This window comes from Bacillus sp. NMCN1 (genome assembly GCF_002998085.1).
Taxonomy (GTDB): Bacteria; Bacillota; Bacilli; order Bacillales; family Bacillaceae; genus Bacillus.
In genome coordinates this window covers 1-26,066 of sequence record NZ_PVQL01000001.1, presented here as the reverse complement: position 1 = coordinate 26,066, position 26,066 = coordinate 1, and the positions used below count along the sequence as shown (strand labels likewise).

General features: G+C 41.0%; 25 protein-coding genes, 17 tRNA genes, 1 rRNA gene and 2 pseudogenes. 8 read left to right on the top strand and 37 right to left on the bottom strand.

Annotated features, from left to right (window positions below):
* The first annotated feature begins 95 nt into the window (after nucleotides 1–95).
* Nucleotides 96–296: a cold shock-like protein CspB gene (gene cspB / locus C6W21_RS00225; protein ID WP_003212277.1), complete on the top strand. Its 201-nt coding sequence runs from the start codon at nucleotides 96–98 to the stop codon at nucleotides 294–296.
* A 110-nt stretch (nucleotides 297–406) separates the two neighbouring features.
* On the opposite strand, the gene C6W21_RS00220 is transcribed toward cspB, so the two are convergent.
* The 9 genes from C6W21_RS00220 to queG all read right to left on the bottom strand — a co-directional run bounded on the left by C6W21_RS00220 (nucleotide 407) and on the right by queG (nucleotide 10,320).
* The gene (locus C6W21_RS00220; RefSeq protein ID WP_106048850.1) at nucleotides 407–766 is read right to left on the bottom strand and encodes a hypothetical protein; all 360 of its coding nucleotides are present in this window, start codon (nucleotides 764–766) and stop codon (nucleotides 407–409) included.
* Nucleotides 767–779: 13 nt separating this feature from the next.
* Nucleotides 780–1,304, bottom strand: a complete 525-nt coding sequence (locus tag C6W21_RS00215) for a flavodoxin family protein (protein WP_044141622.1) — start codon at nucleotides 1,302–1,304, stop codon at nucleotides 780–782.
* 17 nt (nucleotides 1,305–1,321) lie between these two features.
* A complete protein-coding gene (locus C6W21_RS00210; protein ID WP_106048849.1) occupies nucleotides 1,322–2,941 on the bottom strand; it encodes a DHA2 family efflux MFS transporter permease subunit in 1,620 nt (539 codons plus the stop codon).
* 39 nt (nucleotides 2,942–2,980) lie between these two features.
* Nucleotides 2,981–3,613, bottom strand: a complete 633-nt coding sequence (locus C6W21_RS00205; RefSeq protein WP_034663794.1) for a biotin/lipoyl-containing protein — start codon at nucleotides 3,611–3,613, stop codon at nucleotides 2,981–2,983.
* 362 nt (nucleotides 3,614–3,975) lie between these two features.
* Complete coding sequence (gene yhbH / locus C6W21_RS00200; RefSeq protein ID WP_024426618.1) at nucleotides 3,976–5,139, bottom strand: sporulation protein YhbH; 1,164 nt, start codon at nucleotides 5,137–5,139, stop codon at nucleotides 3,976–3,978.
* 139 nt (nucleotides 5,140–5,278) lie between these two features.
* Complete coding sequence (locus tag C6W21_RS00195; RefSeq protein WP_106048848.1) at nucleotides 5,279–7,174, bottom strand: PrkA family serine protein kinase; 1,896 nt, start codon at nucleotides 7,172–7,174, stop codon at nucleotides 5,279–5,281.
* A 516-nt stretch (nucleotides 7,175–7,690) separates the two neighbouring features.
* Complete coding sequence (gene trmL, locus C6W21_RS00190; protein WP_106048847.1) at nucleotides 7,691–8,164, bottom strand: tRNA (uridine(34)/cytosine(34)/5-carboxymethylaminomethyluridine(34)-2'-O)-methyltransferase TrmL; 474 nt, start codon at nucleotides 8,162–8,164, stop codon at nucleotides 7,691–7,693.
* Between the two features lie 43 nt (nucleotides 8,165–8,207).
* The gene (locus C6W21_RS00185) at nucleotides 8,208–9,110 is read right to left on the bottom strand and encodes an amidase domain-containing protein (RefSeq protein ID WP_106048846.1); all 903 of its coding nucleotides are present in this window, start codon (nucleotides 9,108–9,110) and stop codon (nucleotides 8,208–8,210) included.
* Between the two features lie 61 nt (nucleotides 9,111–9,171).
* Complete coding sequence (queG, locus tag C6W21_RS00180) at nucleotides 9,172–10,320, bottom strand: tRNA epoxyqueuosine(34) reductase QueG (RefSeq protein ID WP_106050177.1); 1,149 nt, start codon at nucleotides 10,318–10,320, stop codon at nucleotides 9,172–9,174.
* 83 nt (nucleotides 10,321–10,403) lie between these two features.
* Here queG and C6W21_RS00175 point away from each other — a divergent pair, with 83 nt between their 5' ends.
* Complete coding sequence (locus tag C6W21_RS00175) at nucleotides 10,404–11,000, top strand: hypothetical protein (protein WP_223249499.1); 597 nt, start codon at nucleotides 10,404–10,406, stop codon at nucleotides 10,998–11,000.
* Between the two features lie 98 nt (nucleotides 11,001–11,098).
* Here the strand turns inward: C6W21_RS00175 and C6W21_RS00170 are convergent.
* From C6W21_RS00170 to C6W21_RS00140, 7 genes are all read right to left on the bottom strand, one after another.
* Nucleotides 11,099–11,172 (bottom strand) — tRNA-Gly (locus C6W21_RS00170).
* Between the two features lie 127 nt (nucleotides 11,173–11,299).
* On the bottom strand, nucleotides 11,300–11,956 hold the full coding sequence (locus C6W21_RS00165; RefSeq protein ID WP_106048845.1) for a hypothetical protein: 657 nt from the start codon (nucleotides 11,954–11,956) through the stop codon (nucleotides 11,300–11,302).
* Nucleotides 11,957–12,036: 80 nt separating this feature from the next.
* On the bottom strand, nucleotides 12,037–12,318 hold the full coding sequence (locus C6W21_RS00160; protein ID WP_106048844.1) for a hypothetical protein: 282 nt from the start codon (nucleotides 12,316–12,318) through the stop codon (nucleotides 12,037–12,039).
* A complete protein-coding gene (locus tag C6W21_RS00155; protein WP_106048843.1) occupies nucleotides 12,315–13,220 on the bottom strand; it encodes a PqqD family protein in 906 nt (301 codons plus the stop codon). Before C6W21_RS00155 ends, C6W21_RS00160 begins: the two co-directional genes overlap by 4 nt.
* A complete protein-coding gene (locus C6W21_RS00150) occupies nucleotides 13,204–14,670 on the bottom strand; it encodes a hypothetical protein (RefSeq protein ID WP_106048842.1) in 1,467 nt (488 codons plus the stop codon). Before C6W21_RS00150 ends, C6W21_RS00155 begins: the two co-directional genes overlap by 17 nt.
* Entirely contained in the window at nucleotides 14,648–15,394 is a 747-nt protein-coding gene (locus C6W21_RS00145) for an ABC transporter ATP-binding protein (protein WP_106048841.1), read from the bottom strand. Before C6W21_RS00145 ends, C6W21_RS00150 begins: the two co-directional genes overlap by 23 nt.
* Nucleotides 15,395–15,509: 115 nt before the next feature.
* Complete coding sequence (locus C6W21_RS00140; protein WP_003211695.1) at nucleotides 15,510–15,722, bottom strand: hypothetical protein; 213 nt, start codon at nucleotides 15,720–15,722, stop codon at nucleotides 15,510–15,512.
* A 668-nt stretch (nucleotides 15,723–16,390) separates the two neighbouring features.
* Here C6W21_RS00140 and C6W21_RS00135 point away from each other — a divergent pair.
* A complete protein-coding gene (locus C6W21_RS00135) occupies nucleotides 16,391–17,686 on the top strand; it encodes a homocysteine synthase (RefSeq protein WP_106048840.1) in 1,296 nt (431 codons plus the stop codon).
* A 47-nt stretch (nucleotides 17,687–17,733) separates the two neighbouring features.
* Here the strand turns inward: C6W21_RS00135 and lepB are convergent, their stop codons facing one another.
* Together lepB and ltaS are read right to left on the bottom strand one after the other, a co-directional pair.
* Entirely contained in the window at nucleotides 17,734–18,300 is a 567-nt protein-coding gene (lepB, locus tag C6W21_RS00130; protein ID WP_106048839.1) for a signal peptidase I, read from the bottom strand.
* A 155-nt stretch (nucleotides 18,301–18,455) separates the two neighbouring features.
* Nucleotides 18,456–20,396 (bottom strand): lipoteichoic acid synthase, encoded by a 1,941-nt coding sequence (ltaS, locus tag C6W21_RS00125; RefSeq protein WP_106048838.1) that lies wholly within the window; start codon nucleotides 20,394–20,396, stop codon nucleotides 18,456–18,458.
* 532 nt (nucleotides 20,397–20,928) lie between these two features.
* On the opposite strand from ltaS, the gene C6W21_RS00120 reads away from it, so the two are divergent.
* The 5 genes from C6W21_RS00120 (at nucleotide 20,929) to C6W21_RS00100 (ending at nucleotide 23,223) form a co-directional block, all read left to right on the top strand.
* Complete coding sequence (locus tag C6W21_RS00120) at nucleotides 20,929–21,732, top strand: DUF2262 domain-containing protein (RefSeq protein ID WP_106048837.1); 804 nt, start codon at nucleotides 20,929–20,931, stop codon at nucleotides 21,730–21,732.
* Between the two features lie 18 nt (nucleotides 21,733–21,750).
* Nucleotides 21,751–21,954: a hypothetical protein gene (locus tag C6W21_RS00115; RefSeq protein ID WP_106048836.1), complete on the top strand. Its 204-nt coding sequence runs from the start codon at nucleotides 21,751–21,753 to the stop codon at nucleotides 21,952–21,954.
* Nucleotides 21,955–22,019: 65 nt separating this feature from the next.
* The gene (locus C6W21_RS00110) at nucleotides 22,020–22,289 is read left to right on the top strand and encodes a hypothetical protein (RefSeq protein ID WP_106048835.1); all 270 of its coding nucleotides are present in this window, start codon (nucleotides 22,020–22,022) and stop codon (nucleotides 22,287–22,289) included.
* Nucleotides 22,290–22,417: 128 nt separating this feature from the next.
* Nucleotides 22,418–22,609 (top strand): hypothetical protein, encoded by a 192-nt coding sequence (locus C6W21_RS00105; RefSeq protein ID WP_106048834.1) that lies wholly within the window; start codon nucleotides 22,418–22,420, stop codon nucleotides 22,607–22,609.
* 68 nt (nucleotides 22,610–22,677) lie between these two features.
* Complete coding sequence (locus tag C6W21_RS00100) at nucleotides 22,678–23,223, top strand: histidine phosphatase family protein (protein WP_106048833.1); 546 nt, start codon at nucleotides 22,678–22,680, stop codon at nucleotides 23,221–23,223.
* Between the two features lie 39 nt (nucleotides 23,224–23,262).
* On the opposite strand, the pseudogene C6W21_RS00095 reads toward C6W21_RS00100, so the two are convergent.
* The 19 genes and pseudogenes from C6W21_RS00095 to rrf form a co-directional block, all read right to left on the bottom strand.
* A pseudogene (locus tag C6W21_RS00095) lies at nucleotides 23,263–23,968 on the bottom strand (hypothetical protein).
* 33 nt (nucleotides 23,969–24,001) lie between these two features.
* A pseudogene (locus C6W21_RS19550) lies at nucleotides 24,002–24,079 on the bottom strand (DUF7832 domain-containing protein); the annotation flags it as partial.
* Between the two features lie 204 nt (nucleotides 24,080–24,283).
* Nucleotides 24,284–24,365 (bottom strand) — tRNA-Leu (locus tag C6W21_RS00090).
* Between the two features lie 36 nt (nucleotides 24,366–24,401).
* Nucleotides 24,402–24,490: transfer RNA gene (locus C6W21_RS00085), tRNA-Leu, on the bottom strand.
* Nucleotides 24,491–24,504: 14 nt separating this feature from the next.
* Nucleotides 24,505–24,575: transfer RNA gene (locus tag C6W21_RS00080), tRNA-Cys, on the bottom strand.
* 5 nt (nucleotides 24,576–24,580) lie between these two features.
* Nucleotides 24,581–24,655: transfer RNA gene (locus C6W21_RS00075), tRNA-Gly, on the bottom strand.
* Between the two features lie 7 nt (nucleotides 24,656–24,662).
* Nucleotides 24,663–24,734: transfer RNA gene (locus C6W21_RS00070), tRNA-Gln, on the bottom strand.
* Nucleotides 24,735–24,743: 9 nt separating this feature from the next.
* Nucleotides 24,744–24,819 (bottom strand) — tRNA-His (locus C6W21_RS00065).
* 30 nt (nucleotides 24,820–24,849) lie between these two features.
* Nucleotides 24,850–24,923: transfer RNA gene (locus C6W21_RS00060), tRNA-Trp, on the bottom strand.
* Between the two features lie 13 nt (nucleotides 24,924–24,936).
* A tRNA-Tyr gene (locus C6W21_RS00055) sits at nucleotides 24,937–25,021 on the bottom strand.
* Nucleotides 25,022–25,036: 15 nt separating this feature from the next.
* A tRNA-Thr gene (locus C6W21_RS00050) sits at nucleotides 25,037–25,109 on the bottom strand.
* A gap of 6 nt (nucleotides 25,110–25,115) precedes the next feature.
* Nucleotides 25,116–25,191 (bottom strand) — tRNA-Phe (locus C6W21_RS00045).
* 18 nt (nucleotides 25,192–25,209) lie between these two features.
* A tRNA-Asp gene (locus tag C6W21_RS00040) sits at nucleotides 25,210–25,286 on the bottom strand.
* A 4-nt stretch (nucleotides 25,287–25,290) separates the two neighbouring features.
* A tRNA-Met gene (locus C6W21_RS00035) sits at nucleotides 25,291–25,367 on the bottom strand.
* A 17-nt stretch (nucleotides 25,368–25,384) separates the two neighbouring features.
* Nucleotides 25,385–25,460: transfer RNA gene (locus C6W21_RS00030), tRNA-Val, on the bottom strand.
* Between the two features lie 32 nt (nucleotides 25,461–25,492).
* Nucleotides 25,493–25,567, bottom strand: a tRNA-Glu gene (locus C6W21_RS00025).
* 17 nt (nucleotides 25,568–25,584) lie between these two features.
* Nucleotides 25,585–25,675, bottom strand: a tRNA-Ser gene (locus C6W21_RS00020).
* A 4-nt stretch (nucleotides 25,676–25,679) separates the two neighbouring features.
* Nucleotides 25,680–25,754, bottom strand: a tRNA-Asn gene (locus C6W21_RS00015).
* 9 nt (nucleotides 25,755–25,763) lie between these two features.
* Nucleotides 25,764–25,879 (bottom strand): 5S ribosomal RNA (gene rrf, locus C6W21_RS00010).
* Between the last annotated feature and the right edge of the window lie 187 nt (nucleotides 25,880–26,066).

Genomic DNA, 26,066 nt, shown 5'->3' with positions numbered 1-26,066 from the left:
AAGAAGAAAGTTTTGAAAGAGTTTTCGTCTTTGAAGTTTGTGTAAGAGCAAGAATAGTGAATTTAAGCGTTAAGATCGCTTTAGGAGGAAATTTCATGTTAGAAGGTAAAGTAAAATGGTTCAACTCTGAAAAAGGTTTCGGATTCATCGAAGTAGAAGGTCAAGACGATGTATTCGTTCACTTCTCTGCTATCCAAGGCGAAGGCTTCAAAACTTTAGAAGAAGGTCAAGCAGTTTCTTTCGAAATCGTTGAAGGTAACCGTGGACCACAAGCTGCTAACGTTAACAAAGCGTAATTTAAGAGCATCTGCTCTTTAGCACTTTATAGAGTGAAGGAAAACCGCACGGCTTCTGCCGGCGGTTTTTTTGTGCCAAAAAAAGAGAACCTGACGAGAGGTTCTCTTTTTTATTTGTCCTTCTGCTTTAGCTTCTGTAAAGCAGAACGATACATATCATCATTCATTTTTGTCTCTGGTTCTTCTTCTTTGACAGGTGGTTCTGGCTGCTTAAACTTTTGAAGCGCCTGTCTATAGAAATCATCGCCAGACACTCGTTCATCCGTTTGAGAAGGCTTTGACGCTTCCTCTTCTTCTTCAGGCTCTACAGGTCTCGCCGCAACTTCTGACTCGCTGCGCGGCACGTCAGGCTGATTGGGCACATCTTCGTTGATCTCTTTCTTCTCGACCGAAGCGTGTCTGACATTGAACGCTACTAATCCGATAATGACTAGAACAGCAGCTATTAACGCTACAATAATCGTCGCCAAAAGAACCCTCTCCTTATCGCTTAAATGACGCAGTGACTGATGCTACACGTCTTCCTAATGCTTTTCCGAGTTCAATGCCTTCTGTAGAAATCACTTCATCAGAATCAATCGGACATGTCACACCTGCTCCATAGTAAGAGCCGTATAAAGCATTCTCTGGCACATTTCCAGGAAGGCCAACGACAAGCATCCCTTGATGGAACATTGGTGTAATTAAATTATGCATCGTCATTTCTAAACCGCCGTGCGTTGTAGCAGTTGTACAGAAAACGGCACCGACTTTATCGATCAGTTTTCCCTCTGCCCATAGATAGCCAAGACGGTCAATCCATGTCTTTAACCCAGAACTAATGGTACCAAAGTGACCAGGGCAGCCCCAAATGATCGCATCCATTTGATCCAGCTTGCGAATATCCGCATCTTTCACATGATCGACGAATACTTCAGCGTGCTCTGTTTCACCTGCGCCTGCTGCAATTGCTTCTGCCAGTGCTTTTGTATGGTCACCTTCACTATCGTATACGACATAAATTTTCATGTACGGTCCCTCCACACTTATCTTGCATCTTGGTTTGCTTCCTTAGGTGCTGGAAGCAGTGTCATTTCTTGTTTTTTATGCTGCTGATCTTTTCGCTTTTTATCCTTACGTACATCACGCAGGAACAAGCTGAGAATGACACCAGCGGCACAGAATAACGTCACCCACATGTAAGCATCATTGATGCCCATCACGTTTGAATCGACCTGTGCTTTCGTAAAGAGCTGAGTGGATACATATTTTTGAGCAGCTTCAGCTGTCATGCCCATATGATGCATCACATTCGACACAGCCGCCTGGAATGAATTCATAAAGAATGGATCCGCTGTATTTGTTTGATCCGCCATATTGGAATAATGGAATGTTGTCCGATTCGTATAAATCGTTGTGATCAAACTCGTACCGATCGAACCGCTTATTTGTCTTAATGTATTAGACATCGCTGTACCATGGCTGTTTAAGTGCTGTGGTAATTGGTTCATCCCAGCTGTCATCACCGGCATCATCAAGAGTGACATACCGAATGCACGAACTGCATACATGAGCACAATGTGACTATATGATGTATCAATGGTCAGCCTTGTAAACTCGAATGTGGTGACAACGGTAATGAGCATCCCCACAATCGCAAGCGGACGAGGTCCAAATTTATCAAACAAAATCCCTGAAATCGGGGACATAATCAGCATCGCAAGTGCCCCTGGAAGCATTAATAGCCCGGATTGCAATGCCGTAAACCCAACGAGGTTCTGCAGATAAATCGGAAGTAAGAACATCCCAGTGTATAAGGCAACTGTAATAATAATATTAATGACACTTGATAATGAGAAAATGCTGTATTTAAACACACGGAAATCAAGCATCGGATTATCAGCTTTCAGCTGTTGGAAAATAAAGAGAATGATCGCAATCGCACCAACAATAATCGTCGATAAGACGATCGGATCTGTCCAGCCATCACTTCCCGCTTCACTCACTCCGTATAGAAGCGAAGCAAAACCAACGATGGAAAGAATCGCACCAAGGCCGTCCAGCTTGATTTTTTTAGGCTCTACAATATTTCTAAACATAAAGAAAGCCGCGATAATGACAATCGCTCCAATTGGAACAAGTCCATAAAACATAATACGCCAAGAATAATGTTCAATAATGTAACCAGATAACGTTGGTCCTACCGCAGGAGCAAACATCATCGCAAGACCGAAAATCCCCATTCCTTTCCCTCTGTTTTCTGGAGGGAAAATAAAAAGGATTGTTGTCATCACGAGCGGCTGCAGGATACCGCCGCCGACTGCCTGAATCAAACGGCCGATGAGCATCGTCGAAAAGTTCGGCGCAATCCCGCAAATAAAGGTCCCTAGTGTAAATGAGATCATGGCGACTAGGAATAAGCTGCGCTGTCCAAAGCGTGTGATTAAAAACGCAGACAACGGAATCAGCACACCGTTGACAAGCATATAACCTGTTGTAAGCCACTGAATCGTCGTTGCACTCACATTAAATTCAGTCATTAAATGGGGCATGGCTACGTTCAGAAGCGTTTGGTTCAAAATCGCTACGAACAAGCCGGCCATTAAAATGATCAGTAAAGACAAGGAGCCTGCTCCCTGTTTTGTTGCTGCAGGTTGATTTGCCATCTCAGACAACCTCCTTTCATTTTTTGATATCAATCATCATTAAGATGAAATTTTGACAGAAGCATTCATACCAGGAAGTACTTTGTCTGATGGATTTTTAATTGAGATTTTCACTGCTACTTTTTGTGTGACTTTTGTATAGTTACCACTTGAATTTGTTGCTGGTAGCATATTGAATGTTGAGTTTGTCGCATAACCAATTTGTTCAACTGTTCCTTCAAATGTTGTATCAGGATCACCATCTACGACGATGTCAACTTTGTCGCCTTTTTCAATGCTTTTAATATCTGTTTCTTTGATATTCGCTGTGATGTAAAGCTTGCTTAAATCAATGGTTTCACCAAGAACTGTACCAGGCTGCACTTGTTGATTGTTTTGTACTTCTTTTTTGACTAATGTGCCATCAGCCACTGATTTAATGTTTGTTTTTGTTTCTCCTTCAACTTTTGCAACTGTGCTGTCTTTTTGCACTTCGTCACCTTCATTGATATCCCAGCCTTTGATTTGTCCAGCTGCTGGTGCTGTAATTTGATACATGTCACCTGTCACTTTCGCCTCGTCAGTTTTGACAAAGTTTGTGCTTTCGTAGTAGTAATAAGCACCTCCGGCAATAATGGCAAGAATCACAATAAGTCCAATAATGTTCGTTAGCAATAAACGCCCTCTGTTCATGTTTTGTTTCTCCTTTCATGTATAAAAATATAGTGTCATCTGCTTTAGCAAACTTAGAATGCCCATCATCTGACAGAATATGAAACAAGCTCATAGAACTGTCATTTCTCCTTCATCTTCTCGCCTGAAAAATGGTGTGCAGCCCATTTATACTTATTGTTCACTCATGAGCAAGAAGTATAAAAAGAAGAAAAGACGATCGGCATCTTTTTTGAAAAACTTATATTTAACAAGATTAAATATTAATAAATGAAAATTGAAATGTCAAAGAGAAAGTTTTACTTTTTTTCTGGTGATCCCTTCCTTCTCATTACAAAAAACCCTTCAGCCCTTATGCTGAAAGGTTTTTTCAAATGTGCTATTTACGAAAGAACTTCTTCCTGCTGAAAAAATTTTTTTAGTGCGAGAAACACGTCTGATTTTTGTTTCAAAATATAATGCTTAAATTTCTCATCCTGTATATGCTTATATGCTGACATTAATGTAGAATGCCGATTGTATTGATTCACTTCACCATAGCAGAATAAGTTGGCTTTTTTCATAATTTCAGAAACAAGCTTCACGCACCGTGCATTGTCTGAGGTCAAATTGTCTCCATCAGAAAAATGAAAAGGATAAATATTATATCGCGACGGCGGATAACGTTCGTCTATGAGCTCTAGTGCCTTTCGATAGACAGAAGAGCAAATCGTCCCCCCGCTCTCGCCCCGCGAGAAGAAATGCTCTTCGTCTACAACCTTCGCCTCCGTATGATGGGCAATAAATTCAATATCGACCGTCTCATACTTTGTCCGTAAGAAACGTGTCATCCAAAAGAAAAAACTTCTCGCCATATATTTTTCCCAAAGCCCCATACTTCCGCTCGTATCCATCATCGCCAAAACGACGGCTTTCGACTCTGGTTTGGTCACTTCATTCCACGTCTTATATTTGATATCCTCTGGGTAGATTGGATAAAAGGAAGGACTGCCTGTCATCGCATTTCGTTTAAATGCCGACAGCATCGTTCGTTTTTTATGGATATTGCCTGTTAACCCGGTTTTGCGAATATCGTTAAACTCAATTTGCTCGACAATGATGTCGTCAAGCTCCTTTTGTTTAAGGTTTGGCAGCTCTAATTCCCGAAATAGCGCTTCCTCAAGATCCATTAATGAGACCTCAGCTTCGTAATAATCCTCACCAGCCTGATCTCCAGCACCCTGCCCCTTTCCTTGCCCTTGCTTACTGTCTGATCCATCGCGCGCAACAACATCGCCTACCTCGCTGTCTCCATCGCCTTGACCCACATGCTTATTTTTGTCGTAGTTATACCGAATTTTATATTCATCTAACGAACGAATCGGAATTTTGACAACATCTTTTCCATTAGACATGATGATGCTTTCTTCTGTGACAAGATCCGGCAAATTGTTTTTAATCGCTTCTTTGACTTTTTTCTGATGACGCTGCTGGTCGTCATAGCCTTTTCGATGGAGGGACCAGTCTTCCTGAGATACAATAAACTGACTTTTTTCTTGCCGGGACATCCATCCCCCTCCTCACCTGTTTGCACAATTCTTCTAACCACCGATTCCTTTATCCTATGCTGCTCGTCACCCAAGTTGACGATCATTTCTAAAAAAGACATTACCGGTGCAGGTGCGCCAATAATGCCTCCTTCATTTATTAACGATTCAGAAGACTGCCTACATATTTTAAAAGTTCATTTGCACTTGTTGAATTATAGCCATGTTCATCAATCAATCTAGCCACTACTTCATTGACCTTCTTCAGCTGCTGTTCATCCGGTGTCTTCGTTGACGTCGTGATTTTCACCACATCTTTTAGATCAGCAAACAGCTTCTTCTGAATCGCCTCTCGCAATCTCTCATGAGAATTATAATCAAAGCGTTTGCCCTTTCTCGCATAAGCCGAAATACGAATCAATATTTCTTCTCTGAATGCCTTTTTGGCGTTTTCAGAAATACCGATCTGTTCCTCAATGGAACGCATGAGCTTTTCATCAGGATTCATTTCTTCACCTGTTAACGGATCACGCAGCTTGTTTTTATTACAGTACGCCTCGACATTATCTAAGTAATTATCCATCAGCGTTTTCGCAGACTCCTCATAGGAATACACAAATGCCTTTTGAACTTCCTTCTTCGCAATATCGTCGTACTCTTTTCGCGCAACAGAAATAAAATTCAAATAACGCTCCCGGTCCTCGCTTGAGATAGACGGATGCTGATCGAGTCCTTCTTTTAAGGAACGAAGGACATCCAGTGCATTGATCGATTCCATATTCTTTCGAATAATAGTGGAGGAAATTCGGTTAATCACATACCGCGGGTCAATCCCGCTCATCCCTTCATCATGAAATTCCTTTTTCATCTCATCAATATCAGCAGATTGGAAGCCTTCGACACTCTCTCCGTCATACAGACGCATTTTTTTCACCAAATCAATATCAGAACGCTTCGGCTCTTTGAGTCTTGTCAAAATGGAGAACATCGCTGCCACCTTCAGCGTATGCGGGGCAATATGCACACCTGCGACATCACTTTCTGAAATCATTTTATGATAAATGCGTTCTTCCTCTGTCACCTTCAAGTTATAAGGAATCGGCATCACAATAATTCTTGAATGCAAGGCCTCGTTCTTTTTATTTGAAATAAACGACCGGTACTCGGTTTCATTCGTATGAGCGACGATCAATTCATCTGCACTAATCAAGGCAAAACGACCTGCTTTAAAATTTCCTTCCTGCGTTAATGACAGAAGGTGCCATAGAAACTTCTCATCACACTTTAACATCTCCTGAAACTCCATCATCCCTCGGTTTGCTTTATTGAGTTCTCCATCAAAGCGGTAGGCACGGGGATCTGACTCTGATCCAAATTCAGCAATGGTTGAAAAATCGATGCTTCCTGTTAAATCAGCAATGTCCTGAGATTTCGGATCAGATGGACTAAAGGTACCAATACCGGTCCGTTTATCCTCTGAGAAAAAGATCCGCTCAACCCTTACATCCTCAATTCGGCCGCCATATTCCTCTTCGAGTCTCATCATATTCAGAGGAGACAAATTCCCCTGCACACGAATGCCATATTCTCTATAGAAATCCTCCCGCAGATTTTGCGGAATAAGATGAAGCGGGTCTTCATGCATCGGGCAGCCTTTGATCGCATAGACTGCGCCATGATCTGTCAGTGAATATTCTTCTAGTCCTCTTTTCAGCCTAGTAACAAGCGTAGATTTCCCCCCGCTTACTGGTCCCATCAATAACAAAATACGCTTCCTCACATCGAGCCGCTTGGCAGCAGGGTGAAAATATTCCTCCACTAATCTTTCCAATGATTCCTCTAACCCAAAAAGCTCCTGATCAAAAAATTTGTACGTTCTGACCCCATTCTCCTCTTCAATCCCGCTGTCTTTAATCATATGATAAACGCGAGAATGAGCAGATTGAGCGACAAGTGGATTTTCCTTTATAATGTCTAAATAATCGCTGAATGTGCCTTCCCATTTGAGACGCTGCTCTTCTTCTCTGTGCTGTTCGATTTTCTTTAAAATATCCATATGAACCTCCTCTTTCAAGATTGAAGCAAGTAATCAGATACTGTTTTACAATCTATGCGGAGGCGTCCTATTACATGCTTTCGTTCTTCAAAATGACGAATTGGCAAACTGAATTGACAACCATCCGCAAGACCCTTCATAATAAAGGAAAAACAGGAGAAAAATGATCTTCTTCTCCTGCTTTTCAAGGCGAACTTCACATCATATGAAACAGGCAGCGATAGAAACAAAGGGATAAGGGGGAGCTTAGATGAGAACGGTCATTATGATGGGCGTCATCATTACGTTTTTAGTATCCATTTTCACAGCTGGCTACGAAGGCAAGCCTGGTAAATGAAGAAAAGGATGTTCCATGAGCGGAACATCCTTTTCTTCATTTAATTCGTTGTTTTTAGCACCTGCATATTCTGTCCTTTGATTTTTTCAATATGTCAAAAAATAGACTAAACAAGTCATATTTTGTTCCTTATCTCATATAAAAAAGCCGAGATAGGCATCCCGGCTTTCATCATGACCTTATATCAGATCTCGATATTGCTGCTGTCGAAGTGCCTCATACACAAGAATCGCTGCCGTATTCGATAGATTCAGGGAACGAACATGCTCTGTCATCGGTAAACGAAGACAGCGGTCCATATTTCGTTCGATCAAATCTTTTGGCAGTCCACTTGTCTCTCTGCCAAAAACGAAGAAGTAGTCTTCATCTAACTGAGAGTAATCAAATGATGTATGCGGCTTCTGGCCAAATTTTGTGATATAGAAGAATTGTCCCTTCGGATGTGCCTCAAACAATTCATCAAGTGAATCATGATAGACGACATTGGCATATTTCCAATAATCAAGTCCTGCACGCTTCAGCATTTTGTCATCTGTCGAAAAACCGAGCGGACGAATCAGATGAAGTGTTGTATTTGTTGCTGCACATGTACGCGCAATATTTCCAGTATTAGCTGGAATCTCTGGTTGATATAAAACGACATGAAGTCCCAAAAAAGTTCACCTCTAATTTTCTTTTCCGCTCAACATTATACCATTAACTATCCTTCGCGGCATCGTCCAAAATGTGAAAAAACGTATAACGAATAGCAGGTGTATAGGCAGTCGAATCCTCATATGACCAATAGCGCATGCGGCTGTCATATGTCTGTGCATTCACAAGAGGCATTCCGCCTTTATCATGATCGACGACAATGGTTGTATGATTATACCTGCCGTCACCCTCAAAATCGTAGCAAATGACATCACCAATTTGAAGCTCCTGCGCTTCTTTCAGTTTCTTTGCTCTTAAACCTGCTTTCGAATTCGCTAAATAATTTTTCATCGAATGAGCCACCGTCCAGCTATAGCTCCACGTATGAGGACGCACCCACCAGCCAGACCCACGGTTCGGATACCCTCTCGTTGGCGCATTCCCTGCTTTCAAGCATTGTGAGATAAAATTTGTGCAGTTATCTTCAAAATTTTTATAAGCTGGATTTCGTTTATTCCAGTACGTTTCCGCATATTGCACAGCTGCCCGCCGGTCATAATGAAAGGCTCTCCCGAACTGTTCCTCAGTTTGAAAGCGCTCATCCACCTGCTCTTCCATTTGCCGCTTTTCTAGCATCATCCGATCTTTCACAAGCATGTCGTTGTAAAGGAACGCTTCTCTTTTTTCTACTTGTTCCTCTAAATAAAAAGAATCTTCTGCATCCTTGCATACATAAGTGAGATGAGCGAGATACTGCACATGCTGAGCCCCATCATCCTGAATCGATGAATCAAGGAGCTTTGCTTTGGCTTTCGCCTTGACAATCTCCACCTGTCTTCTAGCAAAAAGCTCTTTTTTCCGTTCGACTGCTTCCACATCAGACATGAGCTGCGGCTGTTTTATGGCACTCCCATTTAATAAATAACCCAGCCTGTCTTCTAATGTTTGCTCTAATAATTGTTTCACACAGACACCACCAAACTTTTTTTAAAATCTCTGTTTGGTTCATTCTATGTTCACAGGGATGTTATTTAGTATTTAAAGGTGTCTGTAAAAACTCAATCCCTTTGACAATTTCTTGTTTCGCTTCCTCATCACTTTCCCGCTTAAGGGCTTTTTCCAACTCTGGGAGTAGCTGCTCGTCGCCAATTTTCCCAATTGCCCAAGCAGCCGTTCCTCGAATAACAGGCCGTGGATCCTTGTGCATCAAATCAATCAACACTGGTAAGGCAGATGTATCTTTAAAGTGAGCAAGTGCCAAAATCGCATTTCGCTGAATCGGCTTTTTCCCCCGCCATGAACCTGAAACATGACCGTATTTTCCCTTAAACTCACGATTACTGATCGTAAGGAGCGGCTGTAAGAGCGGCTTCGCAATTTCAGGGTCCGGCTCCATTTCAGGATGCAGGTGAAAGTCCTTTCCTTTATTGATCGGGCAGACGATTTGGCATGTATCACACCCATACAATCGATTTCCTATTTTTGAACGAAATTCGTCAGGCAAAAACCCTTTTGTTTGCGTTAAAAAGGAAATACACCGTTGAGAATTCAGCTGTCCTGGATTCACAAGTGCACCCGTTGGGCAAGAATCTACACATTTATTACACGTTCCGCACTGGTCTTCAATTTTTTCATCCGGTTCAAAAGGGACATTTGTGATCATTTCAGCCAAATACACATAAGACCCAAACTCTGGCGTGATAATCATACAGTTCTTTGCACTAAAACCTATGCCAGCACGTTCCGCAACCGCACGATCAGACAGCTCCCCTGTATCCACCATTGATTTTGTCCGTATATCGACATGTTTGCTTCGCAAGAATTCCTCAAGCATATCGAGCTTTTTTTTCAGCACAACATGATAGTCCGTTCCCCAAGAAGCCCGGCAAAAGATCCCTCTTCTTGCATCCTTTGTACTTCGAGGAGCATCTTTCATTTTGGAAGGATACGCGAGCGCTATCGCAACAATTGATTTGGCCTTCGGAAGCAGCAAAGAAGGGTTTGTTCGTTTTTCGATGTCAGGCTCTTCAAAGCCTGACAAATACCCTAACGATTCATGTAAGATGAGGCGGTCCTTTAATGAATCAAATGTATCAGCACTTGCAAACCGGATTTTATCGACACCAATTTCTTTCGCATATTGAATCAATTCTTCTTTTAATTCTCCAACATGAATCACCTTGCAAACCTCCTTTCTTTGTTTCTTCTGTTGTTTTCAGTATAATACGAGTGTATCATGACCGATTGGAGTGAGTCACTGTGAAGATACATATGGAAATTTCTCATCCTGAAAAACCGTCTATCCATGTTGGACAGATTGAATATTCGCATATTGAAGTTGGTACATCCCCTCAAATGTTAAAAGGCCGACTACGCCTGTTTCAAGAATCTTTATTCTTTGAATACGAAGATAAAGTCTTAGAAGAAGTACCAACAATCAAAGAATGGACGGATCTTTTAACAGACGTTCCTTTCCTGCCAATTCTTGCTGATATCCAAAAGGAACAATTTATTGACTCGACCAATTCCGTACAGGATTTGTCGATATTTTTCTCTTTAAAATATTTCTTGCCCATCCTGACATTAGATGCTGATCGCATAGAAGATCCGCTTTCACTAGCAAAACATGAGACTGGCCACATTGAATGGCAGGACAAAGCGGGACTTAAGGGATTATTTTCTCAAGCAAGTAAAGCACACATTTCTCAAGACACAAAAAACATTCTGCAAATCATCCTCTTTCCACCATCTATTTCCCGGGAAAAGAGTGAAACTCTAATCCAATCCTTGACGAAGATGTTTGTACAAATACATGGTGGAGAAAGTAAATATGAACTTATTGAAAAAGCACTGTAGTTTGACAGTGCTTTTTCACATTATACTGACATAATAAAAAACGCAACACTTCGTTTATCTATGAAACGAAATACTGCGTTATAAACAAGATTATGTATTGGAGCGGGTGATGAGAATCGAACTCACGACATCAGCTTGGAAGGCTGAGGTTTTACCACTAAACTACACCCGCATCAATTTTTCAAAAGCAACGTCATCGCGTTGACTTTTATTATGTTACAACTTTCTTAACAATTCGTCAAGAGAATATGAAGATTTTTCGTCAAAAAACTTCATATTCTCCGTATATATTACGATAGTTATTTATCTAGCTGGATATAAAATAAGTATGCATGTGACTTATTCTTCAGCGCTTGCTTTGGATTCTTCTCAATCACTTCAAGCATAGGTGAATTCCCGTCTTTCCCCATTGCCGCTGTATACGCAATCAATGCCTTTCCTCCAGAAGAGACTTTGACAGTTTCAGATTGTGCAGAAAAAACATAGTCACTTACTTTGAACGGGAAGCTTGATGTCGCTTTCGTCATCCCATCATTCTTTTTATCTGACCACATACTAAATTGTGATTCATATGTATCTTTCTCATGCTTTAAATGCAAGAGCACATTCATCGTTTGGTCGGTTCCATCTTGATGTAAAGTAAAGGTTGCAGATGATGCTTCCTTATTAGCTAATTGACCATTTTTATAATGACTTCCGATAAACGTAATACTTTTATCCTTCTTCGTTAATCCTTTTATTGTCAAAGCCACCATTTCATTAGTGGTTGATGCTTCTAGTAAGTTCTTTTCTTTTTTTGTCAGTTTCATTTGTTCGATGGTTACTTGCTTCTTAGTTGTAGACTCCGTTTTTATTGTAGAAACCGTCTTCTCGGTTGTCGTGGTTTCTTCGGCCTTCTCGCCGCATCCTGCTAATAGAAAAACAGTGAATATAAGAACACTCCATTTTTTTAACATTGAGATCCCCTTTGATGTTTTTTATTTTCCATTATACTAAAATTTGGTTAATTATACAAAAAAAGATTAGGAGGATTCTCCTAATCTTTCGCTTTTTGCTGCTTCATTGCTGATAAGAAAGCCACAATGAGAAAACTCGCGGCAAAAATCACAATCATATAAATAAAAAAGTTTGGTTTGATCTGAAAAGTAAATGCGGATGAACCTTCCATCTCAAAAGCGAGACTGTTAAATAATAAGGCATCATTCGTTTTTGATTGAAATAAATGATAGAACAATACACCGATTGTCAGCATCGGAAAACCTAAAAATCCTAGAAAACCACCAACAATAGCGCCTTGTTTCATCGCCTGTATGTTCATGATCGTTGTCCTCCCATTCCCCCAAGCAATAACTGCTTCATAATGGATTTACCATCCCCCATAAACGGAAGAAGATAGAGTAATTGAATAAAATACGTGATTGAAAAAATAAAGAATCCTGTCGAAATTGGATTTTCTTTCAGAAATAATACGGTCACAATGATCCCAGCTGCCCCGATCACACCCGGGACAAGCGGCCCAAGCAGAGTAATCCATACCTGCTTTTTCTGAAACGGATCTAATACGGGTCTCACAAATTTCACAGACATCATATCACTCGCAAAAAAGCCTTGAGGACCATCCCGTCCCGCAAATTTCCGATGCGCATAGCCGTGTGCTGCCTCATGTAAGGCGGTCCCGGTAATTAATCCAAAATAAATAATAGTAAAATAAATCGCAATGGCTGCAATCGACCGGTCAGGAATGAATAAGAAAGCGATCCCTGCCATGACCATAAAAAGCATCCAGAAAAAAATGATTTTACGTGTCACCATGAGCAAAGCCGTCCCCAAAATGTGAAGGAACGAGTGACCAGTGCAATCAAATCGTTCTTTCATTTTCACTTGATACTGTTTGAAAAATTGACAGCAGGCTGTCACAATCCGATATGGCGATTGATAATGAATAGACAGCAAGTGATGCTGATTTAACCCCACCATCAGTTGATAAAAGTCACGAGAAATCACAGACTCATCGACCTGAAACAAATCGGCGAGCTCTGCGGTAATACTCGCTTCTGTTCTTTTGCCATCTACTTTCGTTAACAATTGATAGGCACTTTCATTAATCGGGAGTGTGCTTCCATACTGCGTATCAGTGAGATGCCTCTTTTGTAAAGTCACATACGGCGCGAGTGCCGGTACCCGCTCAATCTTTAGCTTATTGTTAAGAAGTTGAATCATGTGAATACCTCCATGAAAAACCTTTGTATATGGCAAAGATGAGCAGACCTTCAAATGCAGCCACAAGCAGCCATTGAAGCGTTTGACTCGACTCCCCTACAACATAGTTTCCAATAAAAACAATCGGAATCATGAGTAAAATAAGTGCTCCAAATGAAAAAATGCCTGTGTATGGATTGTTCCGATCAAGCGGAAGTAAAATACCTACCACATAAAAGAGTGCAGTGGCATTGCATAATACAGCGGCTCCAATCAATACGTTCCAAATCTGATCAGGAAGCGTCAGCGTTGTCAGCATGAATAATGCAATTTGCAGTATACCAACAAGCAAAAGCCCGATAAACTTATACAGAGCCACTTCCCACGATCTTAGGCCAAATGTTTTGTACATCCCCAGCATTCGTTTATCATTGCCAAATGAATTGAAGGCGGTTAATCCAGCAAGAGCGCAGAGAACAAAAAACGCTTCTTCTTCAAAGCGGAATCCAAACTGATAACGGACGAATAAGATCACAATGAGTAGAATAAGAAAGTTTAAAATGTTTTCTTCATTTCGCACCTGTGATTTCATTTCCTTTACAATAAGTGACCATTTTTTTGAAGAAGAGAATGGCAGTTTGTTTAAAAAGGTTAACGCTTTTTTCTCTGCCATAATTGGCATCATCGCAAGAGAAAGAAATGCGCCGCCTGCCGATAAAAGGATGAACAGGATCAAGATTGCATAGTTTACCCCTTCAGGAGACATTCCTTGAGCCGCTAAGAAAAACGGTGCTGTAAAATACATCAAATGATAATCAAACTGTAAATATGATTGCTGAATTTGACTGATATCAAAATGCGTCATTCCATACGCCACAACCAGTGCCAATAAAACAAAGATCGCTGCAAATTTTTGCAACGGTAATTTTAATTTCAGAACGATCAAATAGGTAATGTTATAAATGAGCTGGAGCAGCATTAAGACAAAAAGCGATTGCAAAAGCACCATCAAAAAGAAAGTAAAGATAAAGAAAATACCTATTCCCTGGGCAATAAAGTTAGGTAAAAGCAGGATACCGATAAAAAATAAAACAAGTCCTGCCACCACTGTCACCATCGGAATAAAGTATCCAAGGCTTTTCTGAAAGGTAGAAAGCGGAAACCAGCTGAGCTGCATAGAAAACCGGTCTTGTTCAGGCGTTCTGACCTTGATCAAAATGAATAACAGGCTTGTAAATATGGATGCGTTGATCGCCATTGACACAACGAGTAATCCAAGTGAACGTTCGTCTCCATTTAAGAAAGCCTTCATAAAGACACCCGTAAAACTGTATCCAATGATGGCCCCCATTGTGACGGCAAATAAAAAGAATAAGATCACAATGATCCGCTTCATCTGAGTATCAAAGAGCTTATACATCTCCTGCTGCCACATTTTAAGCATCATTCTAGAAATGATTAATGATTTCATCAAAATGTGCACCCCTATCACTTAACATTGAAGCTTTCAGAAACACCTGTTCCAATGTGCTTGATTGATACTTCTCCTTTAAGGCTGAGACCGTTCCTTCATCCATTTTATTTCCCTTAGAAATAATGGCGATTTTGTGGCACAGCTCTTCCGCTGAAAGCATATCATGCGTTGAAAGCAAGATCGCACCATGGTGCTCGGCATAACGCTTCATCAGTTTCTTTGTGTTTATAACCGCTTCAATATCAAGTCCTCTAAAGGGCTCATCCATGATCACCAATTGACTATCAAGCATAAAGGCGGCAATCAGCTGTGTCTTTTTTTTCATACCATGTGAATAGGTTTCGATCGGTCTTGTTAAAGCCGAGTCCATATCAAACAGTTCAATTAGTTGATTTCTTCTATGAATTGTTTTACATTCATACATAGAAGAAACAAAATCTAAATATTCAGCACCAGTCAATGCTTCAGGGAGCAGCAGATCATCTGGAACATAGGCTACTTGTTTTTTAAAGGATGGTTCGTCATTTGTGACGTCCCGCAAGAGAATCGTTCCTTCCGTATGCTTAATGATGCCAAGTATACAGTTAATCATCGTTGTTTTACCCGAACCATTCGGTCCAGCAACAGCAACGATTTGATGAGGGGCGATCTGTAAATGAAAATCATTGACAGCAGTCACGTTATTTTTATACGTCTTGGTTAAATTCTCGATCGTAAACATATAACCTCCAAGTGTCTGCATATTCTTTAAAAACAGATCAGGCTAAACCGCCCGCCACAGACGGTTTAGCCCTGGTGTCATTTCATAGAAGTAAAAAGATGAATCCTAAGTATAGCTACTTACATTCAATTTGGACTTTTAAGCCACTTTCCCACTGAACGGCTCCTGTAAAGCTACCCTTGCCGTTTGCTAAACACCAAACTGCTGCTCCTAGAACAACTGTTGCTCCCAATCCAAGAAGGACAGCAACAAATACTAAGAACCAAGCTTGGTCCATAATAGCAGGTTCCATAGTGGAATAGTCAACTTGCGGCGCTGCATAAGTCATACTTTTCACCTCCCAGCTTATGATGATCGTATCATAGGCTTCACTCTCCAAACATCAACAGAAGATCCCATTTTTGACCGAACATACTTTTGGGTAAAATGTGGCTTTTTATTCAATTATTCACTTTTAAGTGCAGTACCCCTCTCTTATTAACTAGGTTTTCCCACTCCATAAGAACCACTAAACCCATATAATGGAATTAAAACCATCTTTTTCATTCTTTTTTTGAAATAGGCCATATTTATCAACTCCTTTATATCTTCTTTCTTTTTTGTGAAATAGAAAGAATTCCCCCGATATACCAGATATAAAAGTCCTAATTATATGTCGGTATCACTCCATTTATGAAATATTTACTGATAATTCCGATAAAAGAGTGAGTATATTTTCCTTCTTCTCTTGTCACTCAAAATATGTATATACAAGCATACCGATTGGGAAAAAAGCCCCTTCACCCATGCTTGAGTGATAGAGCTTTATAGCAGTCATTCTTTTCTATTTTCAGTATGCTGAAGTCAATACACATTATTAAGAGCTGTGAACTTTATTTATTATTTTTTCAGATTTATCTAAAAAATGATTGACCAAGCATGAAACAAGATTTATAGTCTTATTAAATATTTCTTATCAAAGTAGTCGGTTTTAACTAACAAAAGGAGGATACACACATGTCAGAAGAACGTCCATTCCATTTAGAAACAAAAGCCATTCACGCAGGTCAGGAGCTTGATTCAGCAACCTATTCAAGAGCCGTGCCTATATATCAAACAAGCTCTTTTGGTTTTAGAGATAGTGAGCATGCGGCGAATTTATTCGGACTGCAGGAGCCCGGAAATATTTATTCTCGCATTATGAACCCTACAAATGACGTCTTTGAAAAACGGATCGCTGAGCTTGAGGGTGGCATTGGTGCACTTGCCGTCTCTTCTGGACAAGCAGCGACAACTTATTCTATTTTAAACATTGCAGGAGCTGGTGACGAAATTGTATCCTCCAGCAGCCTTTATGGAGGCACATACAATTTATTTGCCCATACACTCAAAAAGCTCGGCATTACAGTGAAATTTGTTGATTCATCCAACCTGGAAGAACTCGAAGCAGCGATTACAGATAAAACGAAGGCAGTGTATGCAGAGAGTATAGGGAATCCAAAAGGCGACATTCTACATATTGAAGCCGTCTCAGCCATTGCACACAAGCACCATATTCCGCTTATTGTGGACAATACGCTCGCAAGCCCCTATTTATTAAGACCAATCGAGTTTGGTGCAGACATTGTCGTCCATTCCGCTACGAAATTCATTGGTGGTCATGGTACATCAATTGGCGGTGTCATTGTCGATAGCGGCCAGTTTCCTTGGGCTGACAGTGATAAGTTCAAAGGGCTGACTGAACCAGATCCAAGTTATCACGGCCTGACATATACAGAAGCAATTGGAGAAGCAGCTTATATCACAAAAGCACGTGTACAGCTCTTAAGGGATTTAGGAGCAGCCCTATCACCTTTCAACTCATTCTTACTTCTGCAAGGCCTAGAAACTTTGCATCTGCGTCTCGAGCGTCATAGTGAAAATGCGTTAAAAACAGCGCAATTCTTACAAGATCACCCTCTTGTAGATTGGGTAAGCTACCCAGGTCTTGAAAGCCATGAATCTTATGAGCTTGCTCAAACCTATTTGCCAAAAGGACAAGGCGCCATTCTCACATTCGGTATTAAAGGTGGACGAGCTGCTGGTAAAAAGCTCATTGATTCCGTTAAACTTTTCTCACACCTCGCAAATGTGGGCGATTCTAAATCACTGATCATTCATCCTGCCAGCACAACGCATCAGCAATTAAGTGAAGCAGAACAAAAAGCGACAGGCGTCACACCAGAACTCATTCGTTTATCTGTTGGAACAGAAGCGATTGAAGACATCCTTGCAGATCTTGAACAGGCGATTGCAAACAGTCAGTCTGAATGAAATAAAAAAGCAAGCACACAACTGTATGCTTGCTTTTTTATTATTAATTATTGATTGAGCATTCGAATATCTTGGATCGGAAAAAACACAAATGAAGTGGTTCCTTGAATATCACTCTTTGTAAAAAGACCTAAGCCATTGCGGCTGTCCATTGAGTTTTGACGATTGTCACCCATGACAAAATACTTTCCTTTTGGAACGGTAAGAGGACCAAAATCAGGTGTCAGCAAGGTCCCATCTGCGGCTGCTTTCTTTTTGTTTGACGCTAAGTAAGGCTCCGCCACTTTTTGACCATTGACATATAGCTGGTCATTTTTCATTTCAATTTTATCACCGGGTAAACCAATTAATCGTTTTACATAATGAGTGCTGCGATCTTCCCCATCAAGAACAATAATCTGTCCCCGTTTGTAATCACCGAAGTAATCAACCGTTTTATTCACAAAAACCCGCTCTGTATTATGCAGTGTTGGATCCATAGAGGTCCCTTTTACAATATACGGCGCGAATAAAAAGTTACGAATGATAAAAACAGCAATGAATGCGATTAAGATGGCTTTGATCCAGCCCCATAATTCTGATTTCTTTTTTTGTGTTTTTGTATTTGTTGTCATAAGCTCCTCCTGAAATCCCCTAGGACGAAATGAGTTCCGCCAGCTGCACGCCAGCATCACGCTTGTATCATCCTAAATATAAACATATTTTGCCAACAAATCAAGCGATGAGAGAGAAAAAGGCAAGCACCCTTCTGTGCTTGCCCAAAACTCAGTTACTTAGCAGAAGAATCCGCTTCTTTTTCTTTTGATTTACCATAGAAATAATCAGATGGATTCACTGGTTTAAAATCAGACAGCTTATGGAATCGAAGAAGATCCCTGTAAAGCACTTTATCTGAAAGGCTTAACTGATTATCGACACGGGCTTTAATCGCCTCTGTCTTTTTATTTTGTTTCACAACTTTACCTGTTTTTGTGTCGTAGACAGTGTTATCTACAAGTGTATATTTTGGTGTCACATAGTTTCCGTTACGGAATGCAACAGTTTGATCATGCTTCTTAGAGAATAGATCTGTTCCAAAATTCACGTACTCATTTGAATCAATACCTTGTAAGTGAAGAAGCGTAGGCATTACGTCTATTTCACCACCATACGTATGGTTCACACCGCCCTGTTTGCCAGGAATACGAATCATGAGCGGTACACGCTGGTTTTGTGCATTTTGATAAGGTGTAATTTCTTTCCCTTGAATTTCACTCATTGCACGGTTATGGTTTTCAGAAATACCGTTGTGATCACCATATAATAAAATAACAGAGTCTTTATACATACCTGATTTTTTCAAGTCTTTAAAGAATTGCTCTAATGATTCATCTAGATATCTTGCTGTTTGGAAGTAGTTATCTACTGTTTTGTCACCAGTTGTTGCCTTAGCAATCGTCGCATCTTTTTCATCTAAGTTAAATGGATAGTGATTAGTCAGTGTCATTAAATGTGCATAAAATGGCTTTTTCATTGATTCTAGCATCGGGATTGATTCTTTGAAGAATGGTTTATCCTTCAGACCCATATTCACAAGATTTTCTTCATCCATGTTGTAATATGAAGCATCAAAGAATTGATCATATCCCATATGCTTATAAATCGTGTCACGGTTCCAGAAAGATTTATAGTCCCCGTGAAGCACTGCGCTCGTATAGCCTGCTTTTTGATCTAGGATGGCAGGGAGTGATTGGTAAGTATTTTCACCTTTTGTCACAAACGCTGCTCCCTCTGGCAAGCCGAACATACTATTATCCATCATCAGCTCAGCATCAGCTGTCTTTCCTTGACCTGTCTGATGGAAGAAGTTATCGAAATACGTAAAGTCCTCTTTACCGTGAGCCAGTTTGTTTAAAAACGGCGTCACTTCTTCTCCATTTAGTTTGTAGTCAATTAAGAAAGACTGGAAGCTTTCTAAATGGATTTTAATGATGTTTTTCCCTTTAGCTTTACCAAAATACTCTGCGTTTGGCTTCGCATAGTGAGAAGCCGTATAGTTCACAACATCCGTTAAATCTTCACTGCTCGCATTTGCTACCTGTGTTGCATTTTGTGCTGATTGTACCCCGTCATAAATCGTATAATTATAAACACCTAAGTATTTGACAACATACTTGTGATCAAATGTTCTTGTTAATAATTCTGGACGGTCTTTTTCAGCTAACTGAAGGTTTACAAAGAACAGTCCTACACCTGCAGCCACAATCAGCAGTGCAAATGTCTTTTTCATTTGGAATTTCTTCACTTCTGGTCTCCAAATCACAATCGCAATCAAGATAATGATATCAAGGAAATACAAAAGGTCATGCGGCTTAATACTAGATAACACACCGCCAGTCATGCCTCCTCCAAGATTGCCTGCTTGCTTCATTGTGGAGAAAGTCAAAAAGTCATCAAAGAAACGGTAGTACGCTACATTCGCATATAAAAGTGCGGTCATAATAAAGTCAATAACAATTAAAACAATGGCAGATTTACGACCCTTCAAAAAGAGAGCCAGTCCCAAAAACACAATGGCTGAACTAAATGGATTTAATAAGAGAAGACCCTCTTGAAAAGAACCTTTCACTCCTAAATTAAAGTCCATTTTGTAGGCTGCGTAAGATTTCGCCCAAAATAAAAGGACAGCCAAAACAAAAAAGCTGTATTTGTTCGCAAATATTTTTTTCATAAAACCTCTTCTTTCTTATTATCGTTCTGATATACATGAAATCATAAAAAATTTACATTGATTTTGCAAATGTAAATCTTCTTCACCAAACATTCCGATGCTCTATTGCGCCGGATATATGTGCTCCTTTAATATAACGTATGAGAAGCATCATAGGTTTCAAAAAAATACGAGTAAATAAAAGGAAAAATATCCATTTACACTTCATTTACACACACTTCATGTTTTAGTGGATGAAGAAGGTTTTGTAAATCACTTAGTATTACTTTACTTTTTTCATCTATTCGTGTCAAAGTAATTATAAAGAAAAGGAAGAATCACCTAGGTCTTTCGACTCTTTCACCTAAACTTATACAAAATTCGATACATCCCCTATTTGTTTTTTAATGTGACTCAACCTCCAGCAATCCATGTATTTTCAATCCCTCTGTCAATCTAATAAAGTTTTAAGCAAAAAAAGCTTGATTTCTCTTCCTGATGTGCGGTGTGATAAAGATATAGATTTTCAAAAAAGCAGGCTGGAGGACATCACATGAAGGATAACAAGCAAATAAACGCATTTGAAGAAAGATTTACAGAAGAAATAGATCACATCATTGCTGTCATAGGACCTTCAGGAGTAGGTGCAGGAAAAACTGGAAAGGAAGCTCTTTGGACCGCTTCTATTCCACTGATTGCATGGAAGGAAAAAGACCTCATCACAACCGAAAACATAAGGCTCTGCTGGTTAACAGATGAAGAGGGCTTGCGGGAAAAGCAGGCACAATTACATAAAGAATCAATCGTGACACTTCAGGTCCGAAAAGGTGAAGGTGAATTCATGCTTGTATCACTCATCGATACAGATACACAGGATCAAGAGCTTCAAGAGATACTAGAAGAAGCTCAAAAACCTGTCTTTTACCATGATGACATGCTGGGCACCTTTGTATTAGTGAAAGGACTAGACTTATTTGAAACAACGATCCAATGGAGCAATCAAGAGTGCCTGCTCTACTTCAACCTCGAAGAAGATGAAAAAATAAACGACTCTCTTCGAACCGCTAGACAACTCATGGAAGAGCAGACTGCATGGGACTCTTCTATTAAATCATTTGCAGCAAATCAACTGATTGAACTAGCTAAAGACTGGCAGGCACAAGATAACTCCGCTGAAAAACAAGAAAAGCTCACACTGGATCAATTTATGAGCCGCATCTCACTCGAAAGTCTGCATGCTTACCCAGATGGAGAGTTTGAAATCTACTGTCATGACGGTGATTTATTTTGGGGACATGTCATCATTGTCTCAGGCAATATCAATGGCACGTTTCAAGATGCCCACATTGCAGGCTAAAGATTGGAGGGATATGTAATGGAGATAATGGCTTTTTACGAATTAAAGCAACTAGGAAAAACACCTGTCGTGGCTAAGATTGGCGGCTTTCGTCCTGATCCAGCAGCACACAGCTGGTTTGCTGGTCATTTCTTTATCCACCCCGATCAAGGCTGGCCAGCAGATCAAGATGGTGTCATGAAAGACACAAAAGAATGGTTTATGCACTGGGATTGTTTTTAAAGTTTTATTGAATGAAACCTTGCCTCCTTCTAAGCGTAGGAAATAATATGGAAGGAGGAACCAACATGGGATTCATTTTCGATATCTTTTCACTTGCTGTATATCTCCCTTTTCTACAGGTAGATGAAGAGGATATCTCTAGAAACGCAGCCCATCTCAAAAAATATAGCTGGTTTCAAGAGTTATTAAATGATCGAGCTTACAGGCATCTCATCATTTATCATCCAAATGTCCGCCAAGTCATTGGCAGATGTAACACAGATAAACTACATAAGAAGCGATACAACTTAAAATACGAACGTAAAGTGCTGAAAGCATTACGTCGTGATAAGTAAATGGACAAAAAGAGCCGCACTTTCCTGTGGCTCTTTTCATCGTTCTCTAAGAAAACATTTGACGCCTGGACAACTCTCCCCGTATATTATGTATAAATCCATCTTTTTCATAGAAAAGGGGGCTTTACATGCGCTTGTTTAAATACTGGAGAAAAAAGCAGCCTAAACAGCAGATTACCTCAGAAAAGCAAGAAGACAGCATCTCAATCAACTTCTCCACACTTCCCTTTGGCACAGACACCGTAGACGATTTTTTATTCAACTTAGACCTAACCTCGAAGCTAACAGATCCCTATAAAGAAACAGATCCAAACAAATGAACCTAGACCTTCATGAATCCTCATCCAATCCTGGATGATTTTTTTATACTCGATGAAAGAGGTGGCCCATGAAAACATATTATATCGTCAGACACTGCCAAGCAAATGGACAATCCAAGGATGCGTCTTTAACACCAAAAGGCATCGCACAATCTCACGCACTAGCACAGTTCTTTTCTGGCATTCACCTCAAACAGATCATCTCAAGTCCTTATAGACGAGCGATCCAAACCACTGAGCCTCTTGCTCATGCAAAACAGCTCGAGGTACAAATTGATCAGCGTCTCTCTGAACGAGTGCTAAGCAGCAAACCAATGGACGACTGGTATGAGAAACTAAAGCTCAGTTTTTCGAACTTGCATATGACCTGTGAAGGCGGAGAATCGAGCCAAGAAGCGATGAATCGTATTGTAGAGGCACTCTATGAACAAATAAAATTAGGAAAAGATCACACTCTATTCGTCACACATGGTAATATTATGAGCCTGCTTCTTAAACACGCCGATCCCACGATTGGATTCAAAGAGTGGGAGAAGCTAAGCAATCCAGATGTCTTTGTTCTGAAATATTTTAGACCAGATCATGTAGAAATAGAGCGAATATGGCCTAAATAAAAAGGCAGAATTGATTTCTGCCTTTTCTTATACAAACAACTATTGGTGATAATAAAATGCCTCTACCCACTCATAGGGCTTCTTACGCTCCGCACACCATTTCATAAAGCCTCTTGTCTCCGTCTGCTGAAATTCCTTCCAATCCGATAAAAGCTGGTTATAGTAGACTACTTGTTTTTCGACATTGGTACGAATCCTTATATCTTCAATCAGCATCATGACATCTTCAATGCCATGAATTCGCTCTTGATCCTTCTCATAGGTGCTTAAATAAAGATCTTCATGTATATGATGAAACGAATACCATAGAGCCGATAAATAGGTTTCGCAAATTTGAACAACCACACGCTCCTCCTTGCTGCCTCCAAGCTCTAGTGCCTTCAATAAGTAGGGCAGCCCTTCTCCCTGATGCACAAACAATCCCTGCCAGCGAAACGGTCTCTCATCCATTGGATCAACCTTCTCCCACTCTTTAAGAACAGGCTGGATCACCCCATTTACCAATCGATACACAAGCAAATGATGACCATCCTCAAACCGTTCAATCCACTCAAACAGCCAAGCAACAAATACACGCTTTGCTTCAACCTCGTTCTCCTTCATCTCCGCAATAAAGGACTGAAGAACTTTAAGCGCATCTTTACGCAGACCCTGCTCTTTTCTCTCACAGTACTGTCTAAAAAGCGGATAATCTCGTGATCCCTCGTCTTCAATGATGGTCTGTAATTATCGTCTTCGTATGCAAGATAACAACGCCTTTAGCTTCTGGGAATGTCTTCTCGTAGTCATCTAAATACAAGCCATGTTCAAAATCGAAATAATCCTGGGCGAATTCATTTCCTTCAGCATTTAGCATATTCTATTGGTCCTTCTTATTTCACGGGAGGCAGCTACACGATCTGCTTGATAAGAGTGGTATAACGCCTAACTGCTGTTGCAAAATTTTCTAATAAGTTTATATTTTCATCTAAATAACTCGTTTTAACCACAAAAAAACGTTTCACCACAATGGTGAAACGTTAGGTTGACGGTAAAAACCGATCATGAAACTTTTAATAGATACCGGTGGCCGGGGTCGAACCGGCACTCCGTGAGGAACACGATTTTGAGTCGTGCGCGTCTGCCAATTCCGCCACACCGGCATGATCATTAAAGAGCGCAACTTATGATAAAAAGCATGGTGCCGAGGGCCGGACTTGAACCGGCACGGTAGTCACCTACCGCAGGATTTTAAGTCCTGTGTGTCTGCCAATTCCACCACCCCGGCAGTCTTTTCAAAAAAGGCGACACCCGGATTTGAACCGGGGATAAAGGTTTTGCAGACCTCTGCCTTACCACTTGGCTATGCCGCCATTATTGGAGCGGAAGACGGGATTCGAACCCGCGACCCCCACCTTGGCAAGGTGGTGTTCTACCACTGAACTACTTCCGCAAATCAACTGGGCTAGCTGGATTCGAACCAACGCATGACGGAGTCAAAGTCCGTTGCCTTACCGCTTGGCTATAGCCCAATAATAAAATGGGGCGATTGATGGGAATCGAACCCACGAGTGCCAGAGCCACAATCTGGTGCGTTAACCACTTCGCCACAACCGCCATAGATGTTATGAATCATATTAAGAAAATTGGCAGGGGCAGTAGGAATCGAACCCACACCGGAGGTTTTGGAGACCTCTGTTCTACCTTTAAACTATGCCCCTATGAAAACAAAAATGGTGGAGGGGGGCGGATTCGAACCGCCGAACCCGGAGGGAGCGGATTTACAGTCCGCCGCGTTTAGCCACTTCGCTACCCCTCCACATTTGAAAAACAGTGCCGGCAAGAGGACTTGAACCCCCAACCTACTGATTACAAGTCAGTTGCTCTACCAATTGAGCTACACCGGCAAATAGTGGTGGCTCGGGACGGAATCGAACCGCCGACACACGGATTTTCAGTCCGTTGCTCTACCAACTGAGCTACCGAGCCAAGTATTCTTTTTAAAAATGGCGGTCCGGACGGGACTCGAACCCGCGACCTCCTGCGTGACAGGCAGGCATTCTAACCAACTGAACTACCGGACCATTTTGGTTGCGGGGGCAGGATTTGAACCTGCGACCTTCGGGTTATGAGCCCGACGAGCTACCGAACTGCTCCACCCCGCGACGATATATAAAAGATATGGTGGAGGATGACGGGCTCGAACCGCCGACCCTCTGCTTGTAAGGCAGATGCTCTCCCAGCTGAGCTAATCCTCCGAATAAAAAATACTGGTGTATATTCTATAAAATGGTGACCCGTACGGGATTCGAACCCGTGTTACCGCCGTGAAAGGGCGGTGTCTTAACCGCTTGACCAACGGGCCCTTTATTATGTAAATTGTGGCGGAGAGCAAGGGATTCGAACCCTTGAGACGGGGTTACCGCCTACACGATTTCCAATCGTGCTCCTTCGGCCACTCGGACAGCTCTCCAAATTGGCTCCGCAGGTAGGATTCGAACCTACGACCGATCGGTTAACAGCCGATAGCTCTACCACTGAGCTACTGCGGAATGAAGAAAGCCTGGCGATGTCCTACTCTCACAGGGGGAGACCCCCAACTACCATCGGCGCTGAAGAGCTTAACTTCCGTGTTCGGTATGGGAACGGGTGTGACCTCTTCGCCATCATCACCAGACAATTTAGTGACAAAAGATATTATACTATGTATTGAAAATAAATCAAGAGATATTTAAAAAATGTTCTCTCAAAACTAGATAACAATGTTCAAGCTTCACATTAGAATATAGGTTAAGTCCTCGATCTATTAGTATCTGTCAGCTCCACGTGTCACCACGCTTCCACCTCAGACCTATCAACCTGAT